This is a genomic window from Paenibacillus sp. FSL K6-0276, from assembly GCF_037977235.1.
Classification (GTDB): Bacteria; Bacillota; Bacilli; order Paenibacillales; family Paenibacillaceae; genus Paenibacillus_AQ.
In genome coordinates this window covers 1,515,792-1,535,075 of record NZ_CP150276.1, presented here as the reverse complement: position 1 = coordinate 1,535,075, position 19,284 = coordinate 1,515,792, and the positions used below count along the sequence as shown (strand labels likewise).

15 protein-coding genes and 3 pseudogenes are annotated in these 19,284 nt (G+C 37.9%); 2 read left to right on the top strand and 16 right to left on the bottom strand.

The window, feature by feature from the left end:
- Positions 1-32 precede the first annotated feature (32 nt).
- From MHH52_RS07025 to MHH52_RS07010, 4 genes and pseudogenes are all read right to left on the bottom strand, one after another.
- Positions 33-5,189, bottom strand: coding sequence for a polysaccharide lyase family 8 super-sandwich domain-containing protein (locus tag MHH52_RS07025; protein ID WP_340007530.1), 5,157 nt, complete (start codon positions 5,187-5,189; stop codon positions 33-35).
- Positions 5,190-5,502: 313 nt separating this feature from the next.
- Positions 5,503-7,290 carry a sensor histidine kinase gene (locus MHH52_RS07020; protein ID WP_340007529.1) on the bottom strand — a complete coding sequence of 596 codons (1,788 nt, stop codon included), beginning with the start codon at positions 7,288-7,290 and terminating at the stop codon, positions 5,503-5,505.
- Positions 7,291-7,385: 95 nt separating this feature from the next.
- Entirely contained in the window at positions 7,386-8,684 is a 1,299-nt protein-coding gene (locus tag MHH52_RS07015) for an endo-1,4-beta-xylanase (RefSeq protein ID WP_340007528.1), read from the bottom strand.
- A gap of 291 nt (positions 8,685-8,975) precedes the next feature.
- Positions 8,976-10,106, bottom strand: a pseudogene (locus tag MHH52_RS07010) (transposase); the annotation flags it as partial.
- Between MHH52_RS07010 and MHH52_RS07005 the strand changes: the two are divergent.
- Positions 10,053-10,331: a hypothetical protein gene (locus MHH52_RS07005; protein WP_340009882.1), complete on the top strand. Its 279-nt coding sequence runs from the start codon at positions 10,053-10,055 to the stop codon at positions 10,329-10,331. The pseudogene MHH52_RS07010 and the gene MHH52_RS07005 sit on opposite strands and share 54 nt — an antisense overlap.
- A gap of 172 nt (positions 10,332-10,503) precedes the next feature.
- Here the strand turns inward: MHH52_RS07005 and MHH52_RS07000 are convergent.
- Positions 10,504-10,680 (bottom strand): annotated as a pseudogene (locus MHH52_RS07000) (RNA polymerase subunit sigma); the annotation flags it as partial.
- A gap of 157 nt (positions 10,681-10,837) precedes the next feature.
- Between MHH52_RS07000 and MHH52_RS06995 the strand changes: the two are divergent.
- Positions 10,838-10,939, top strand: a pseudogene (locus tag MHH52_RS06995) (IS3 family transposase); the annotation flags it as partial.
- A gap of 188 nt (positions 10,940-11,127) precedes the next feature.
- Here MHH52_RS06995 and MHH52_RS06990 read toward each other — a convergent pair.
- From MHH52_RS06990 to MHH52_RS06940, 11 genes are all read right to left on the bottom strand, one after another.
- Positions 11,128-12,636: a thiol-activated cytolysin family protein gene (locus tag MHH52_RS06990; RefSeq protein WP_340007527.1), complete on the bottom strand. Its 1,509-nt coding sequence runs from the start codon at positions 12,634-12,636 to the stop codon at positions 11,128-11,130.
- A 309-nt stretch (positions 12,637-12,945) separates the two neighbouring features.
- Positions 12,946-13,431, bottom strand: a complete 486-nt coding sequence (locus MHH52_RS06985) for a transposase (RefSeq protein ID WP_340007526.1) — start codon at positions 13,429-13,431, stop codon at positions 12,946-12,948.
- A gap of 34 nt (positions 13,432-13,465) precedes the next feature.
- Entirely contained in the window at positions 13,466-13,777 is a 312-nt protein-coding gene (locus MHH52_RS06980; protein WP_340009528.1) for a transposase, read from the bottom strand.
- 284 nt (positions 13,778-14,061) lie between these two features.
- The gene (locus tag MHH52_RS06975) at positions 14,062-14,478 is read right to left on the bottom strand and encodes a hypothetical protein (RefSeq protein WP_340007524.1); all 417 of its coding nucleotides are present in this window, start codon (positions 14,476-14,478) and stop codon (positions 14,062-14,064) included.
- A 360-nt stretch (positions 14,479-14,838) separates the two neighbouring features.
- Positions 14,839-15,225 (bottom strand): VOC family protein, encoded by a 387-nt coding sequence (locus MHH52_RS06970; protein ID WP_313640492.1) that lies wholly within the window; start codon positions 15,223-15,225, stop codon positions 14,839-14,841.
- A 91-nt stretch (positions 15,226-15,316) separates the two neighbouring features.
- Positions 15,317-15,787 carry a hypothetical protein gene (locus MHH52_RS06965; RefSeq protein ID WP_340007523.1) on the bottom strand — a complete coding sequence of 157 codons (471 nt, stop codon included), beginning with the start codon at positions 15,785-15,787 and terminating at the stop codon, positions 15,317-15,319.
- 265 nt (positions 15,788-16,052) lie between these two features.
- The gene (locus MHH52_RS06960; RefSeq protein ID WP_340007522.1) at positions 16,053-16,289 is read right to left on the bottom strand and encodes a DUF3977 family protein; all 237 of its coding nucleotides are present in this window, start codon (positions 16,287-16,289) and stop codon (positions 16,053-16,055) included.
- 22 nt (positions 16,290-16,311) lie between these two features.
- Entirely contained in the window at positions 16,312-16,485 is a 174-nt protein-coding gene (locus MHH52_RS06955; protein ID WP_340007521.1) for a hypothetical protein, read from the bottom strand.
- A gap of 41 nt (positions 16,486-16,526) precedes the next feature.
- The gene (locus MHH52_RS06950; protein WP_340007520.1) at positions 16,527-17,534 is read right to left on the bottom strand and encodes a phosphotransferase; all 1,008 of its coding nucleotides are present in this window, start codon (positions 17,532-17,534) and stop codon (positions 16,527-16,529) included.
- A 212-nt stretch (positions 17,535-17,746) separates the two neighbouring features.
- Positions 17,747-18,589, bottom strand: a complete 843-nt coding sequence (locus MHH52_RS06945) for a GNAT family N-acetyltransferase (RefSeq protein WP_340007518.1) — start codon at positions 18,587-18,589, stop codon at positions 17,747-17,749.
- Between the two features lie 243 nt (positions 18,590-18,832).
- Positions 18,833-19,213, bottom strand: coding sequence for a VOC family protein (locus MHH52_RS06940; protein ID WP_340007517.1), 381 nt, complete (start codon positions 19,211-19,213; stop codon positions 18,833-18,835).
- Between the last annotated feature and the right edge of the window lie 71 nt (positions 19,214-19,284).

The window sequence follows — 19,284 nt, the reverse complement described above, 5'->3', positions numbered from 1 at the left end:
TTATTAGAACATGTTGGATCTAGAACATGAACTTATTTCCTATTGTTTAGCATAGCTAAAATCAAAGTAACTGCTTCTGCTCTAGTTGAAGAATCATTCGGATTAAATTTGCCCTTCCCATTCCCCTTAATTAATCCTGCTTCAGCTGCTGTTGCCACATAGGGTTTTGCCCATGCTGGAACTTGATCTGCATCATCGAACACTGGCGTTGCATTTTGTTTTACTTCAAGACCTAGAGCACGGACCATAATAACGACTAATTCAGTTCTAGTTATAGCTCGGTTCGCTTGGAATGTACCATCTCCATATCCTGAAATGAAACCTGCTTTAGCTAGTGCTTGAATGTGTGGCTTTGCCCACACTGGTGTTTCATCTTTATCAGCAAAACGAAACTCATCATCAAGCTCCAATTTCAGCGCTTTAGCTAACATCGTTGCAAACTCACCGCGTGCAACCATAGCATTCGGTCGGAAAGTTCCATCTTCATAACCACTTACAAAACCTAGTTCAACTGATTTTTCAATTGAATCCTTAGCCCAATGATCATCTAAATCTTTCAGCTTTACTTTTGGAGTCTCCTGCTCAATAGGCTTCCCTGGATCTATTGGCTTAGTTGGCTTATTATCATCACCTGGTTTTGGTGTAGGCGAAGGTGTTGGATTTGGTGTTGGATTTGGTGTTGAAGGTGTTGCTTCCTTATCCTTATAGGTTGCTGTTACTGTTACCGCTTCACTCGGCATTACAAATGTAGTTACTTTATTACTTGCATTTGCGAATCTAACGCTACTGTTATCCGTAGTCCATTTATCAAATTCTTTGCCAGCTGGTGCTTCATTGGCTGTTATTGTAACTGTGTCTCCAGCTTTATAATCCCCACTGCCAAGCCCATACTTCGCTATTACCGCATATTTTCGGTTTGAATCCGTATCAAACTTTGCATAGAATGATTGTCCTAAGGAGCCGTTCACATTTATCTGTAACTTAATCGTCGGTGCTAATTGAGCAACATGAACTTGAGGGTCTGCTTCAATAAGACTAGCTGCAGATTTGTCGAGTTCGATCTCAATAATTCCTGTATTCTCCATGGTTGGATCAGAAACTGCAATTTCCAACGTATGATCCTGATTCTCTCGCACCATAACGGATGATTGTCGATTGCTGGTTACGAAGTCAGCTTTCGTTGGCAACTCTCCCCAGAAACTAATTCCAGTAATCCCCAACTTCTTGTTTCGAACGGATTGTACATCAGCTTCATTCTTAAGAATCTCTATGTTTGGATTTAGGGAGTACGCCTCAACTTCTTGGGCTGACTTATTCGGCAGCAGCACGTAACTATACGTTTCCGCTTGTGGATTTGTCCCGTGATCATACCACATGGTCAAATAGTTTCGAACTCTTTCATCTTTTGGTCCGCCATTAATACCTTTTTCGTCTTTATTAACGTCGAACCAAGTGCCTGTTTGCTGTTGACGCAACATCTTAACCGTCTGTCCGCCTGGGAAATAGTAACCGATATCTGAATTAGGTGTTGAGCCGGCAAGATGCGCCCATTTCACATTCGACTTCGAATCTGTCCAACCTAACGCTGTCGGCTGCTCTTCTCCGTCAACCGTTAGAACATTGCTGCCTTCCATGTTTATTTTGCGTTGTTCAATGGTTGTCTCCACCATCATGTTATCTTGGCTGGTCAGATTTGAACCTAATGCTACAATTTCGTTATCAAACATAAACCAAGACTTATTTACCGACATTTGGGTCCCAATCTGCTGTAATTTCATACCGGAAACACCATATTTATCGAGTGTTGTGCCGCCAGCCCAAGCGTTATTGGGCGCTCCTTCTCCATCTCCATACTGATACTGACTCGAATCACGGTTACGACTCACGACCGTTGTACCCGGCAATCTATTGTAATCAACCGTAGACCAGTAATCATCCGAATACTGCGTTGCATCTCCGTTGTATAGGTAAGTCATTCCGTCTCCGGTATACCAGCCTTTACGATTTTCACCATTTGTTAGTTCATAAGTCCAGATTCGTTTTGAACTTTTGCTAATTCCAAAAGCATAATCATTTCTTTTGTGAACACTGCGATTCATCGCGTTGAGTTCAAAATGATTGGGAAGGTCCCCTATCGCTTCAATCGAAGGATCATTCAGCCATGACGTTATCGTATCAAGCTGTTGAATGCTTGTAAACATCTGATTAACATTACAGGTTTGATCAGATAAAATCCAATGCTTCAACATCTGCTTTATCTCCATGGAAACTTCAGACGGTGCCGCCTCAGCCAAACGAATGATACTCGACATCACACCTGCAGCTGCTGCATGCCCACTCTGGTTATAACGAGAAATCGCCCGACCACGTACCATATCCATCATTTCACCCTTATATATAACAGGAGCAAATGCATCAAACACCCAGTTATATACATTCTGAACATTAGGATCGGTTACTTCCCAACGGCTTTCATTTAACATATTTAGTAGATTACTTGTTCCTTGAATTGTTACTTCGCCATAACTTCCTGTATATGCGATTGTTCCGTGCTGAATAAACGAGCCATCTAGATAAAAGCCATCACCTGTTGTTACATACTCAAATAATGGACTCATTTGATCGCGCACACTAGCAAGACGCTCAGGATTTTTCTCAACAATCCCTAATCGAAGCTCATATGACAAAACATCTGAGAGATTTGCTCCGGTTTGAGAGATTTTAGTAAAATCTCCTTCATAATAATCAATCGAATTTGTATAAGTCTTAATTTGTTCTAGGCTTAGATAATCTGCAAGCAGAATATTAATATCCGTGAATCTTAGCGGAGCACCGATATCCCAATTCCACCAGTTCCCATATTTATCACCGGAAATGATATACCAGTTCTCATGTATCCAGTCTAACGATTCAATAATATCGACAAGCAGTCCAGTGTTATGATAAAGCTCTCCACCTTCCATGGAAAATGCTAAAGCCATTGTTCTAAGACGCTTTGACGAGTTTACGAGTGCATCTGAATTTTTTCCTGGAACCATCTGTTGATCTTCCCACAAATATTGACGATAGCTTAATGTAACTAACTTATCCCAAAGGTCCTGTGCTTCTTTATTTATATCCTTAACTTTCTGTTCTGCAAGCGAAGCAATAAATGTATCGTTTCCTGTATAAGGAATTCCATCTAAAAGCACCATTTTCCATTTCATTTGAAGCTTTTTGAATTCATCCCATGTTGCAGGATCATCCTTGTAAACATGTATATTGGTATTCGCTTTTATTTCTCGATTATTGATTGAAGTAGCAGTAATAATTGCTTCTCCAGCTTTAAATCCTGTTACCAAACCATTAGGATCAACGGATGCAACTTCTGGATTATTGGAAGTCCAAATTACTTCACGATTTGGTGTATGGGGAGGAATAAACTTTGGTACAAGCTTTATAGTATCGTATTCTTCAAGCATAATTTCAGCAGGTAGAATCATTTGTTCCAACTCAAACCCCTTAACTGTCACCATAGTGGTAGCTATTGCACTAGGATTAGACTCCGATGTAGCTGTAATTACCGTAGTGCCAATATTTACACCCGTTACTACACCTTGGTCATCAACTGCAGCAATATCAGGATTGCTCGAAGTCCATCTTACATTTGGATTGGCAACATTTTCAGGTTTGACTACAACATCCAGCTTCACTGTAAGCCCTTGATAAACGGTTGCAGAATCCGGAAGTTCAACTTCATCAACCTCAGCATTTTGAGGAATCATTCTTACATTATCAAACTTTATGATCCCACCATTATCTAATGCATTATTTACACCGAACCACACCTCATTCACAATAAATTTTGTTTTTTCGTTTGTGTATATTAGTGTACTAAATTCACTCCATTCACTATTGCCTTGCTTTGTGAATAGCGTTGTACTTGCAATTTTATTATTATTCTGATCATATTCAATAACTTTGACTCCAAAACTGTTACCCCATACTGATGTAAGTTGATAATCTATTGAAAACTTATATTTTGCATTAGGATCTACTTCAAAACGGGAGGATGCCATTGAAGTTCTTACCTTACCACCCACATCGCTATTCAAGTCTACCTTAACGTATTGATTGCCTGACTCTTGTTCAAGAGTAAAGTCCGCATTTCCCCATCTAGGATCAAGCCAGGGATTTACTTTCCAATAAGTAGGCTTCATTGCATGAGGCCAAGTACTTATATCATCGGTTGCTTCACTTTGCTCAAAATCGCCGTTCAATACGATAGGATCAGAACTGCTACTAGAAACTGAAGTAACATTACATATTGCTGTTTTCCCACCATCTTCTGCAGTTGCTATAATTTTTGTAATTCCTTCTCCAACCAGCTCTACTAAACCGTCTGGTCCTACAACGGCTACATTTTCGTTTTCACTGGTCCAAGTAACATTTTGGTTGGTCGAATTCGAAGGAGTGATGATGGCGGTTAATTGGTGATTAGTGCCTACTTGGCCATGAATCTCTTCGGCGATCTGAATATCTGAAACTGGAATATTATTCAGAGGGGACATTCTTATATTATCAATCATAATGGTTCCACCATTATTTAATGCATTCGTTACGCCTATCCATAACTCAATCACTACAGATTTGGTTTGCTCTTTTGTGGATATTTGTCCGCTAAATTCACTCCAACCTAATGTACCTTGCTTTGTAATTAGAATATTTTCTATAATTTTCTTGTTATCCTGATCATATTCAATAACTTTGAATCCAAAATTATTACCAGATACTGATTCAAGTGCAAGATCTATTGTAAATTCATAATTTGTATTAGACTCCACTTCAATTTTCGAAGATTTCATTGTAGCTCTTGACTTGTCACTGACATCATTTTTCAAGTCTACTTTAAGATAGTGATTATCTGAGCCTGACACTTGTTCAAGGGAGAAGTTCGGGTTTCCCCATCTTGAATCGATCCATGGCTTTACTGACCAATAAGTAGGCTTCATTCCATTGGGCCAAGAGCTTAGATCATCGGTTGTCACACTTTCCTCAAAATCCCCGTTCATTACTAGATTGTTCATCGAAGTATAAGCACTTGGTTCATCGCTGCTATCTTGCATCGCCATAATCAACGCATGATTGGGCAGTAGCAAACTTATTATGATAAGCGCTGACAATAATTTAACAATTCTCACATTTTTCATACCGGCTCTCCTTTTCAGATGAAATTACCAATAGAGCAACAGATCATTACACTCATGTGTTAGAAATTATCGATGTGAATAACAAAGTTAATTTGTAAACGTTTACATTTTATATTTTAACAACTTCTCCTATTCGAAAGAAGAAACGTATCTTGTAATGTATCCTACAATTCTTAGAGCCTAATGTTACGATGAGTTGAATAATCACTTGTCTGATATACTTCCTGAAAAAGATTCTACTATTCTTGGAACCATAACAAATAACCCCATGCATAATGCATGGGGCCTGCCGGGACTTCATCCTTGTATTATCCTATTTATCACGTTCAACACCTCTAAATTCGACACAAGGTATACACAATTCCACTCTAGTTCCACTACCTTCTTCAACCCGTGAGATACTTACCCCATACTCTTCACCATATATCATTTGTAATCGATCATTAATATTCTGCAGGCCTATGGAATTTAACCCCTGTCTAGATGCTGAATCCAGACACATATTAAATTGGGTCAGAGCCTCATCACTTATGCCTACCCCATTATCGAGTATCTCAATAAGAATACAATCTTCATGCTTTCTCCCGAAAATAAAAATATCTCCTCCATTTTTTTGGTTGCTTATTCCATGAATAATCGAATTCTCTACAATGGGTTGTAAAATAAGCTTCGGAATCTCATTCGTATATATAACTTCTTCAATATCATAGTGTACCCTTAATCTATTGCCATAACGCATTTGCTGAAGTTCAATATATTTTTTTGATATATTGATTTCTTCTTGGATTGTAATAAAATCTTGACCCTTCCCCATACTATTCTCCAGCAGAATGCCCAGTGCAACAATCATTTCAGCTACGTAAGTAGATTTGTTAATGATGGCTAAACATTTAATTGAATTTAATGTATTGAATAAGAAATGGGGATTAATTTGTGCTCTCAACATGTTAAGCTCAGCACTTTTATTGGCAATAATAAGATCGGATTGTTTCTTCTCATAGCTTATTTTTTCTTGTACAAGATGATTTAATTGGTGAGCCATATCATTAAAATGTTTACCTAATATGCCGATCTCGTCATTCCCTTTGATATCTACTTTTGTTTCGAAGTTGCCCGCTTTTAAAATCTGCATCGATTTCATCAATTTTCGGATGGGGATCGATATATTTAAGGAGATGATCGCCGAAATTATAGTAGCGAATACAATGGCCACCAAAATAGCTATAATTATGACGATTAAAAAATAATTAATTTCTTTCATAAAAGTCCCATAAGGAATAGCAGTAACCGTCTTCCAGCCCGAACTTGGTAATTGATTATAAAAAAACATTAGTTTTTGCCCTTGATGGTCATATATAAAATTACCTGTTTTAGATTCGGACATCTCATCCATAAGATCCATTTCCATAGTTATGTTCGCTGTATCATTTTCCGAAGATAATATCACTTTTCCTTTATCATCAACGATATACGTAGTACTGCCAGGTAACCCATTGTCTCCCTTTAAAATGTCTATAATATATTTTTGAGGTATACCAATGATGACTTGACCTATATTCGTTAGTGTTGAATCTATGATTACACTGATGATTGAAACCAACTTTTTATCCTGACTATATACATCAACATTAGGCAAATCAGGGATCCAAAGTTGAGCAGCATTATTACTGGATAAATACTGAGTATACTTGAGAATGTCTGGATTGTTATGAGTCCTTCCGTCCGTTTCCCAATTTGTAAATGCATATCCATTGTTCCCGATAATCGTAATATACGTTGGCTGACCACCTAAAAAATCACCTGTTAGATCCAGCAGATTATTAATTTGCATATGATTCTCATAGGTTAATTCCTCTTCTAACACACGATTTATCACATTGTGCGCACCGTAATATCGTGCCAATTCCTTCATTCTGTTTAATTGATCTTCAATATGATTTGTCGTTTGCTCCAACGTTCCATTAATTGAATTCGTAACCTTTTTCATCAGGATATTTCTTTCCAGAAAATAGAAAGCACCTCCTATACAAATAACAAATATAATGAATCCAGACATGACTAACAGGAACACCTTGTTAAAAAAGTACTTTCTTTTGTTCATCCTGATCCATCCTCTAACTCAAGCTGATAGAAAAAAGCCTCATACGCAAATTATTGTTTCACAATGATCTGCAAGAGGCGCAAAAGCTAAGGAAATTATATCATCTTTATCTGTGCTGGACAGTCTTTTGTAAAATGAACATGATAGATTTTATTATCTATTTCTATCTCGTATTTGCCATAAAAGCCACGAAAATCGTATACTCCCTCTGGATTAGCTTGCACTTGTACATTTGTACTCCATTCCTGGTGAATAAGTTCTTGCAGTTTATAATAGGCAGGCTTAGGTGTGAAGTCACTGCGAACAAGCCCTCCTTCTACTTCATTCCAAGTGTAATTATCAAGTAAATCCCAATAGGAGCATTCATGCATGGCAGGATGGGCGAAAATTGTTTTGTACATGCTCACAAGAAAATCAGCTTGTGTTACTTCGCAAAAATCTACATTACAATCACTAGCACCGATCTGAGTAATTCCTATCTGTTCAATAATAGTCGGATCAATCTCATATGAGCGATTGATAGGTGCTGAAACGGCTCCAATTTCAGTAAATTTCAATTGTTTGCCATACCGCTCAACTAAATGATCAAAATACTGCCATAGCTCCATATAAAATTCTATATAATCAGGATTAAATAATTCAAAATATCCTCGAATACCAAGATAGTCAACATGAGCCCCGTATAACTCTGCATTGCTTATCCCCTTCTCATAGAAATCCGGATGAATCGTATATCCACCATTATTAACAAGTTGCGAATGAGGAGCCTCTTCCTTTACCCAGCGGTAGACCATCCCTTCATTAATCTGAAGGTTGCCGACAGTCTGCAAAGGTTCATATGCTTCATTGACAGGATGCCAGTAATGAACGCGATCCTTATACCTGCGAACCGTATAACGAACATGCTTTTCAAGTTCTTCAACAATATGTTCAGGATCAAAATCAGGAACCCAGTCAGGAGATACGTCCCTTCTAGGGTATAACAGCGCGTGACCCGTAATGTGATGATCAAGCTTTTCCGCCCTTTGAAGCATAGCTTCCATCGGACCATATCCATTTACTTCTTGATCAAATGTCCATTTGCCAAGTTCAGGTTCGAGTACACGCCATCCCCACCAGAGTGAGGTTCCATTAAATAAATCCCCAATCAATTTCCAATATTTATCAGAATCTTCACCTGTTTTACACGCCAGCTCGTTTGTCATGCTGATATGGCCGTTGGGACACACACCAAATACAAATTCATGTTTGATCAGCTTGGCTGTTATCTCCTTTGGCGTAATTAGGTCACCATGTTTATCCAATAATTTTAATTGGAAATCTCCTTTACGATTCTGTTCTATTTGCTCTTCCAGAAAATCATAAAATGAATCTTTGTGACTTAACTTATTCATTCTCAGACAGCTCCTTCATCGTAATCATTTATTATTTATATTTTAACAAGTTCTTTTTCTGGGAAGAAGAAACGTATCTTGTTATGTATTGCACAATTCTTGGAACATCGACAAATATCCCAATGTATAATTCATGAGGTCTGCCTAAAACAAGAGACAGACAGCTCCCCTTGGAGGGCAATGAAAACGTATGCTTTAAGAATCTGTAAAATGTACCTAAATAGATAAAGGCGAAATTTCACTCCATTCCGAGTAAGATTTCGCCTTTATTTTATGATTTCTTCATGTTTTTTACTTTATTAACGTCAATATTCGTTTGAGATTGACAGCGAATATGGCCATTGCCCCTTGCATGTGCATGCCAACAAGACCTGAGGAAGTTGCCACATCATACCCATGTCGGTGTTTTAATTCACTATTCTTCGCTTCAATTTTATAGCGCTCTTTTGACTTTTCTTTGAAATATTCTCCTTCTTGGAACGCGTGCTGCTCGCTATGCTCCGTTGATTTGATACTGATTGAATAGGTTTTCGATTTTGCTCCTTCTTTATAACAACCTTCTTTTAAGGGGCATTGCTTACACTTATCGATATCAAAGTAATAGGTATCTACTTGATTTGCTCCTACATTTTTTGTCCCCGTACGTGCCCTGCGAGTTGCCATCTGTCCGGCTTTACAAACGTACATTCCTGCATCTTTATTAAACTCAAATTCATTTTCTTTTTTACGTTTTCCTTGCGTAATTAATGGGTGTAATTTGGATACTAATTGCAATCCATTTTCATGGGCATATTGGATATTCTCTTTCTCAGAATAGGCTGTATCTCCAATGATCGTATCGATTTCCATACCCGTTTTACGACTTTTAGTAACCAAGGATTGAAGTTGTTTTCCATCACTTTTTTCACCTGTTGTAATTACTGCAGCTGTAATAATACGTTCATCATTCATTGCAAGATGTGTTTTATAGCCAAAGAAAGAGGAATCTGCCGTTTTGTGACCTACACGTGCATCTGGATCATTTGAGAATTGGAGGTGCTCCACGTGATCTTCTACGATTTCTTTTAAGTAGTTCAACTTTTCCTTTACCTTTGGGTATTCGCGGATGCTTTCTTCTTTTTCCACGACGTCAATTACTTTTTGGCAATAGTCCAGTTCATCCACTAATTCGTTTGTCGTTGTTTTTGGCGGGAATTTATCTTTCATGTTTTCATTGATCTGATAAACTGCCTTCCGCAATAGCTTAGACTTCTCCATCAAAATTTCTTTTGGTGATTGTTGATTGAATCGTGATTTTGTGTGGGTAGCATCCACAATAATTGATCGGCTCTTAATGATTTCTTTTTCCAATGCGATTTCCACTGTTTTTTGAATCAGCATGTCGAGCAGGTTCACGTCTTTCAACCGGAGTTTACGAAACTTGAAATCGAGGTCATTTCTGCTGACCAGATTGATGAAGCCTGGAAGCGTGTGCTTGCTTCAGATGTCCGTTACCGGTTTGTCATCGACATCAGCGCGATATGGGAGCAACAGGTAAGCTGGAAGAAATCGTGGGTGCTTTGCAGGGCGACGAACCAGAGGTCACAGCTCCCGGCATTTCTCCTGATAAATAAAAAATACAGAAACAACGGACTGAACATTATTTGAAGGTAACACAGCTTATTATGGCTTATTCCAGGAAAGAGCCTGTCCGATATTTCCTGGATCCGGGATACTTTGTTGTCTAATCACCTTTCCTAAAAAAACAAAAGCAACTTATCCGCAGACAAGTCGCCTTTTAATACTTTAATGTTAACAGATCTACCTTATGACTTTAAGCTCACCGCTTCGCTTTATAAAACTCATGATACAGCTTCATCAACGCTCGCTTCTCAATCCTCGAGACATACACATCATCGGCTTCAGAGCCAAGGATATCGATAAGCTTAAATTCATTACCTTCTTTATCTGTCCCGATCGGATCATGCAAGGAGACATCTTTACGGGTTTTCTTCAAGATTATCCCTTGGCTTGGGTTACGATGGCAAGTAATACTTCAAGATAGAAGGAAAGCTACTGTTATTTTGGGCTGCTGCATACCCTGAAATGGGAAGAAGGGAAAAAAGAAGCCCCAAGAGTCTCAACAGGCTCTTAGGGCTTCGAAGGTACTACACTGGGGCAAACTTAAAATGGAATGGCTTAATGAACGTATATTCAAGACGAGAACTGAGGCTAAGAAGACTGTATTCGAATATATTGAACTTTTATATAATCGTCGGGTCTGTCAATAATTTTGTATATCTCATATGGAATCGATGTATACGGCGCCTTCTTTGATTCTCTTCTGTGCTATTTTTATCTGTTCTGGTGGGGAACGATTACCAAAGAAGATCAACCCTAAAACGAAAGGGGCTGTCCCTCGGCCACTTTCATGGCTTTTTGAGACAACCCCTATCATTAATTATTATTGACTAATCGAACCTGTTGGATATAACGTCGTACCACCAATCGAAACTTTGATATTGCTGGATAATGAAACGTTCGTTTCATCAATCAAGGTTCTCCACCAATCCCACGCAAGACCTGTACACTCTTTGGCGTGAATTTTGATGTTCTTGGCATTAGGAGGAAGTGGAATCTCTGTCGAGAAATGCGCTGTTTTATCTCGACCATTGCCTTCCCACGTTTTATGTGTAATGATTTCTTGTCCATTCGCATCAAATGTAAATTCATCCCAAGATACGTCAAACTGAGCCACGTATGCACCGCTGTGATCAAGCGTTATTTTACCTTTAGTATATTCTGTAGTTTTGGTCTCAATATATTCCGTATTGTTGTGAACAGCAGCAAGGGAATTATCTTTCAAGAAGACACTCGTATAAGAAATTGGATAAGCTGGATTTTTACTGCTAAATTGTGCATTGTCCTTAATTACATTTTGGATAACACTAAAGTCTTTCGAGACGATCTGGTTATGTGTTTGTGCATCGCCGCCTAATACAACAGCAGTAAATGAACTTTCATCATAAATATCTTTGTACTGTCCACTACCACTAGTTTGTATATTAGGATTATTGAGCAATGCTTTAAATGCCGTCTGTACATCACTGCTCTTCGAGGTTGTCTCCAATTTCACGTAAATGGTTCTGCCATAAGCTACGTTGGATACCATCAGTGGCGGAGCCTCATTACTTACCCCTTTACGGGCTAATTCAGCAAACGTCACACTGTTGTCAAAAAGGTCCGATGGATTGTTAGGAAGAGTCGCACTTACGGTATAAAAGATTTGCTTATAAGCCGCTACCATCACTTTTTTCTCGCCGCTTGCGACCGCGTTAAAATCGATTCCGAGCGTATTGTTAAGGTATTGCGCGTTCACATTAAGTGCACTAGCAATTTGGTTTTTGCTATACACCATCGATTCTGCATACTGTAATCTTGCAGGCAGGGTGTGCGTGTCCGAATACTTCTCAACCCAAGTCGACACGAGCTGATCAACGGCACCAGAAACACTGCTGAAATTTGGATTTTGAACCGTAATTGTATTTTCACTCTTCAACCCAGGTAGATCAATGCTAATATCTAATGGTTGTCTCGCGGCCATAACCAGACTAGGCTGATTATTCGCAAAATCCTCATTTGCAAGCTGTATTGCACCTGGATACGTGCGATTCGTGATCGAATCAATAATGGAAATATCTACGGGTGAGGTTGCGAGTGATTTTTTATCCCGTTCAACCACAATAAATTTACCATTGGACTGGGTACCTTCTTTGGGAACAAAACTACTAATATGATCGCCATTGACGGCCAAAACTTCATGACGATTATAATTTAGGTCTGCGATCCCAGTATCAATATCATTTGGCACGTATGCTTCAGCGAATGAAATACTGGAAAAAGTAAAGACGCTTACACAAACTAATAGACTTCCTAACCATTTTGCTCTTTTAAAACGTTTTTGAGTTTTCATATACATATCCCCCTCCTTTTTTGTAAAGCAGTAGGACCCTACAATATATATATCGGTTTTTTGGTAGAAAAGGTGATGTATTTGTAGCAAAAAAATATCATAAGGGTTACATTACATTTCACTCAATCTTCACAATCTTTTACCAGCAACACAAAACCAGCTAATGGTATGTCAAGTCAAACTTTTAAATACCATTAAAAATTGATAGGGCTTCCTTTTCTTTAGCATAGCGTAGACGTGATGTAGTAACTTGTTGGCACAAGCAATCATGGCTACTTTATGGGGTTTCCCTTCACTCTTTTTCCTATCTTAATACTCCCTCAGTCGAGGGTTCAACTCTCCTCGCAGTCCGCATGTCACAGCTAAATACATCGCTCGTCGTAATCGTTTGGAACCTCGCTTCGTGATCTTGTTTTGTGTAGCTACAAACTTTCCTGAACTGAATACACTTGGATCTATTCCCGCATATGCCACGAGTTGCTTGGGATGACGGAACTGTGAAGCATCGCCAATTTCGGAGACGACGGCCGTCGCCAGCTTCGTTCCAACCCCAGGAATGGATTCTAAAAGCTGAACTTCCTCCAGAGTTTCTGACAACTCCAGAATGATTTTTTCTAGCTTCGTGAGTTGCTCTTGAAATTCAAGGATAGTATTCAACATGCTTCGTAAGGTCATCTCCAATCCATAGGGAACATTCTTCACTGGATTATCTACCATCGCTATGTGTAGAGCCTCTACCTTACGTAGGCTTCGGAGCGAGAAGCTTTCGTAGATATTTTGACAATATCTGTCCAAGCCTCCGTAGTTCTCTCTTGAATTCCTTCTTGGGTTAGGCAAGCTTCGATTCTTTTCGCCTCGAATGAATGGTCCAGTTCTCTTCTTGATAATACAGATCTCCTAAATGCAATGCATCCGAGGAATCTGTCTTCACTTTACGTAATCCGGTTTTTCTCGCTCTCTGAGCATGCAGAGGATTGACAAGGATGACTTCATATCCAGTCTTTTGTAAATGAAGCACAAGTACACGATGATAATGACCCGTAGGTTCTAGAATAATAACAGGTTTCTGGTTCGTCATTCGTTCTAATTCGGCTAGAAGTTGATTCAACTTTTCGAACCCTTTAGGCGTCCTACTCCACAGCTTCGCTTGTGATAGGAGTTCAGTGCCTCAACCAGCTCAAACATGGTAGAAGGGGGCAGTGGGAGAACTGTTTTTAGTACGGGGTTTTCCCCCAGGGGCTGTCACGTTCTCCCGGTTACCTCCATCGTAAAATAACAGCTAAAAAAGACCAACCAGTAATCTCTGGTTGACCTAATAATACGAAAGAGGCTGTCCCCAAAGCTAGTACTGGGAACAACCTCTCTTATTTTCGTATTCAGATTATCGTTGACATAACGTTCCCTCATTCATGACGCTTGAACTACTCATTTTGTTTCATCATTTATTTCCACTGGCTGAATCGTATCTACAAATATCCATCCTTTTTCCCAACCACGTTCTTTATGAAGTCGATCTTTAATTGCTTGCTTAACAGAATCCTTATGGCACACTTGAACTACCATACTTCCAGTTCTAGTTTTTTTATCTCGGCCATGGTACTTGTAATTTGCTTTAAACCCCAAATTCCCTTCTGGGATTTCTCCAATACAACTTATCGTCTTGCCATCATCTGATAATCTTAAATCAAGAACTTTTTCGAATACCGATTGAGCAACTTTAATTTGATTATTGAGAAACTCCTTGTCTGAAGAGTCTTCATACTCTCTTCGTAATTTAAGCAAGTAATCCTGAAAACTTTGCATTATCAATGTAGACTCTTCACTTGATAATTTTTCCTGCATACACATGCACGCTCCTTATTCATTTTGTTACTACGCTGATAATCGCAATAATGCCAACAATTATTACAGCAATCGTAGTTTCATATTTAAATTTTTCTTTGACACAAATGTTACTACATAAATGACACAAATCTGCCTACATAATAATCTTGTTAAGTTGCAAAAAAAACAACTCACTTTATTTCCATTCTTATATCATGTAAATAACGGCATTCTTAGATATACTCCCCTTCATTCATTATAAATGCACTTTAGGTGGAAACAGCAACAGAAAAAAAATTTAGGATTACGCAATCTTAAAACTCAACCCGTTAGTTGAGAAAAGGCTGCCATATGGGCAGCCTAAAAACAATTGAACCGTTAGCTCAACATCTCGTAACTTGTTAATGCGAGAACATTGTTGTCTATGTCCTCAAAGAAAACCATCCAATTTTCCATTGTAGTAGTCTTATGTACAATATGTGGATTTCCACGAAACTTTACACCACGGTCTTTAAGTAATTGGAAAGATTCTTTTATGTTTTTTACTTTAAAATATAAAACAGAACTACGATGGTCAAATTCTTCATTCTCTGGAACGCTTAACATGATAGTGTTACCCCCACAATCAAGAAAAGCCATATTACCTGCTGTAAACTTTAATTCCAGTTCCAAAATACCCATATAAAATTCAACTGCTTTTTTCATATCTTTAACATTGATAGAAATTTGCTCGATTTTCTCAATTTTAATCGATTTTTCATTCACAGTTTACACCCCCCGCTTTTACTTATATTGTCAATTTAAGTATTCTACCTGAAAACCTAATCTCCTGCTTTCCGTGGTCTTCAAAACCGTATTAAACTGCCCCGTTAGCCACACATGCAGCGCACGCGCCGCACCACAGATGATTGGTTTTCCTATACCCATCTGTAGATGATCGTTGATAGACTTGCAAATATTCACGCAGGTTTAAAATTTTATATTTTGTGTTTTTATTTACTCTCATTTCAATTTGGTTATGGTCAATTCCAGCAAAATCCCATAAACCTTCAATTAGCGCAAACGCAATTTTATGTTGATTCTTATAAAATTCATGTTCATGTAAATCTATTAATTCATATCCCAGATCTTCTATTTCTTGTTTAAATTCATTCCATTTCTCGTTTAAGTATTCCTGTGGAATTAATACATCAATATCTTGTGGCGTAAAATCAATTCCGGTGATATTTACCAGTCCCAATGAGCCATATAATAATGGTGTAATATTAAATCTTCTATTGAGCCTCTCTGCAACTTCAATAAATTGATCAAATAATTGGTTAGTCATACTTACCTCCGAATTAATGCATGTGTTCTACTTCTGTTATATAATTTTCAGTGATTTCGGATAACGTTCTTGTATTCACGACGTCCATTCCCCTTAGATAGCTCCTATCTTAGGGGAATGGATGTGTCCGGCTGAATTTGCTCCTCTGCAACTGAAATTCCTCTTCGAATCAACTTCTAACTTCTGCCGGACCGAGGGCCGAATGGCCCGAAGCGTGAATATGGTGTTATCCGAAGTGCTTGCCATCTTGAATTACCCAAGCTAATCATTTACTTGTCATTCCAAGTAGTATTTTTAAACTTGCTTTTGTTTTCTTAGATGTTTTATATCCTTCTCTTGAGTCGATAATAACTACTTGTTTGTTGATCCAGATTCGAATATATATTGACCTTGGTTTAAATGGTCTAACTATTCCTTTATATTCTGTTTCATTTCCACTACAATCTTCTATTTCTGTTCTGACGAACCATTTGTTTCCGTAACCGATTTCAAGATACTTCATGGTTTAGCCTCTACTTTGTTTTTTAGTTCTTCATTAATCTTTTGTCAGCAAGTATTTCGGATAACGTTGTTGTATCTACGAACCCGAGAGGCTTAAGGTGCGCACGCGCCGGGTCCGACGGACTTAGCCTCGCAGGGTTGTCTGCTGATTCCGCTTCTCTGCCTGCTACTTCTGGCGAACCAAGGGCGTAGCCCACAGCGTAGATACGGTGTTATGAGAAGGATCTCTGAGTTGCTCTCAAAATATAGGATTTAACTCTAACCATTTCTTTAGCAGAGTAATATCTTCATCAACATTTCTTATGACAGCAGAGTCTCCCCATGTGTCGGGAAGAAAGGAAATGTATATAGTGCCAATATTAAAAATTCTTCTGAATGGAATAAAAAGAGAAATAGAATTTATTTCATTTTCGCTCATTGCTCTAACCTTGTTATATCCATTTAAAAATTGATTCTTACGTTGTTCTCTCTTTTTCAATTTTGTTTCATCACAGCCCATGCCAAAAGGGAAAGCGTACATTGATATATCATACGCTCTCCATCCATTCCCACAGAAATCAAAATCAAATAGGTTAGGATTGTTGTTTGCGTCAATTCGAATATTTCCACCATAAAGGTCGCCATGGCACACACCGTATTGTGGTTTTTCGAGAGTTAAACCTTCTAATTTCCTTTTTACATTCTTTGAAACTTCCTCTAAAAAATCTATGTCAAAATCATAAATAATAGAAAATTGTCTTATAGCGTTCATAGAACGATCTATAAATGAATCTGCGTCTAAATTCCATCGGTTTATTCCATTATCACATTTATCCCAAGCATTATGGATTGAAGCAATATAACTTCCTAAGCTTTCGTTTAATTCAGTTGTTTCCTCTATCTGGTTAAACTCATATATTCCAACTGACGTATACATTACGCCATATCTTATTCCATTTACAGTATTAAATTTAGAAACGAAATTCCCATCACGTTTAATAACCGGAAATACGGTTTCAATACCTGATGACTTAAGATGATTAAGTAAATCAATCTCTGCTTGAATTTCTTCCATACTTCTTATTCCTTGACGGTATACCTTAAAGAAATACTCTTTATTGTCTGTAACAACCTTATATATATCATGCAAACCTCTATAAAATAACCGACATTTTAGTAAGGTATGAGGAAAATATTCTCTTGTAATATAATCACAAAGTGCATTAGATGATACTACAGATACCTCTACTGGGAATAAACTATCCAATAAAAACTATCTCCCTTCTACAATTAGAAGATATAACGTTGCATATTAGTGACGTCGATTCCCATTAGATAGCTCTTATCTTAGGGGAATCGATGTATCTGCCTGATTCACTTCCTCGAAGTTACATCTGGCAGATCAAGGGCCGTATGGCCCGCAGCACTAATATTGTGTTAGGCGATGCCGCAGTGAGAAACTTTCTAATTTCTTGGATCTTAGATTTTGTAGTTATACTCTATTAAATAATTTGAAATGACTTGCTTGTTTTCATGCCACCATAAAATCGGCACTTCTCCAACTTTATTAAAACCTAATTTACTAGCCAACTGGTTAGATGCATTATTGCCAGAATCGCAATCCCAATAAGGAATTAACTTACGCTGCCTACTTTGTTTAATAAATTCCTGACACAGAGTAAGAGCCAAACCTTGTTTCCTATAATCTGAAAGTGTAATTATGTCTGGTTCAATATACCCTCCACCCAAATAGAAGGTGTTACATGCGCTTACAAAACCAGATTCATTCAAAAAACAGTAACCAAATGCTCTTTCAAGATATACCTCCGCTGAATCCCAAAGCGAGGGATACGAATCATCAATTTCCTTTACATATCTTTCATACAACTTCTCATTAATTCTCGTTAATAGGAAATCTCCGGATTGAATATGATGTTCATCAGAAGCTGTTGTAGTGTCACTTAAAATATAATGGGATCTTCTTAGCTCTACTGTATTGTCATTCAATGGAGCTTTAATAATAGAGAGCCAAGTATTTGAAGAAAAATATAAATCATAAAAATTAGCGTGATTATCGGGATTGGATAAAAAATCAAGCAAGGAGCGATTGAAAGTTTGATCTTCTTCTTCTCCAAAAAGATAATACTTCCCCCCACGACTAGCAACTAATCCAGCAGTTGGATTGTCAAAATTATTAACGAAAATCTTTCCTGTTTGATTAAGATCAATGACAGATTGAACAAATACAAAGATAAATTTATCTTCTTTATGGGCTATAATATGGCTTATCTTGTAGTACTCATTTGTTTTTAGTTCTATCATGTTTTATCATTCCTCTCTTCTAGTGGTTTCGCCTAACGTTTGTGCATTCCTGACGTTCAAGCGGCTTAAGTGACCAAAGGGAACGGGTCGTCAGACTTAGCCGATTGAATGTATCGCCTGATTCCGCATCTTTGAGATTCTTCTTAGCGATCAAGGGCGTATGCCCGCAGTAGGAATGCGATGTTATCGGATGTTCTGGCCCTCTTCGAAACTTCTTTCACTTAATCTTTTGACTCTAACGATTTACTGTTTCTTACCGACAGCAATCCATCTTCTATCTATATCTTCAAATACAAATTCCTTATTGTTATAATCTGTTGTTGCTAGAGGTCTTATGATCTTAACCCCTAGCTTCTTAAAATCTTTCTCCATCTCCTCTTGATTATCTGTTATAAAATATGCATCATACCCGTATCCATGTATCTCTCGATTAGGTACTATATACTCTTTATTTGATCTTGTTAATACTATCTCTATTTGATCCCTATATAGACAAATATGTGGTTCAAATGATTCAAAATAACTTACTGCTCTAAAGCCAATATGTTCATAGAATTCTGCTGTCTTGCTCATATCTGAGCTTGGGAAAATCTGAAGCAAATTAGTAAACCCTCTAGTAACCATATATCTCATCATCCCTTCTTGTAAGGTTTCAATTCTAAATAGTCATCCAAGTTAAAGAATGACTTTATAAT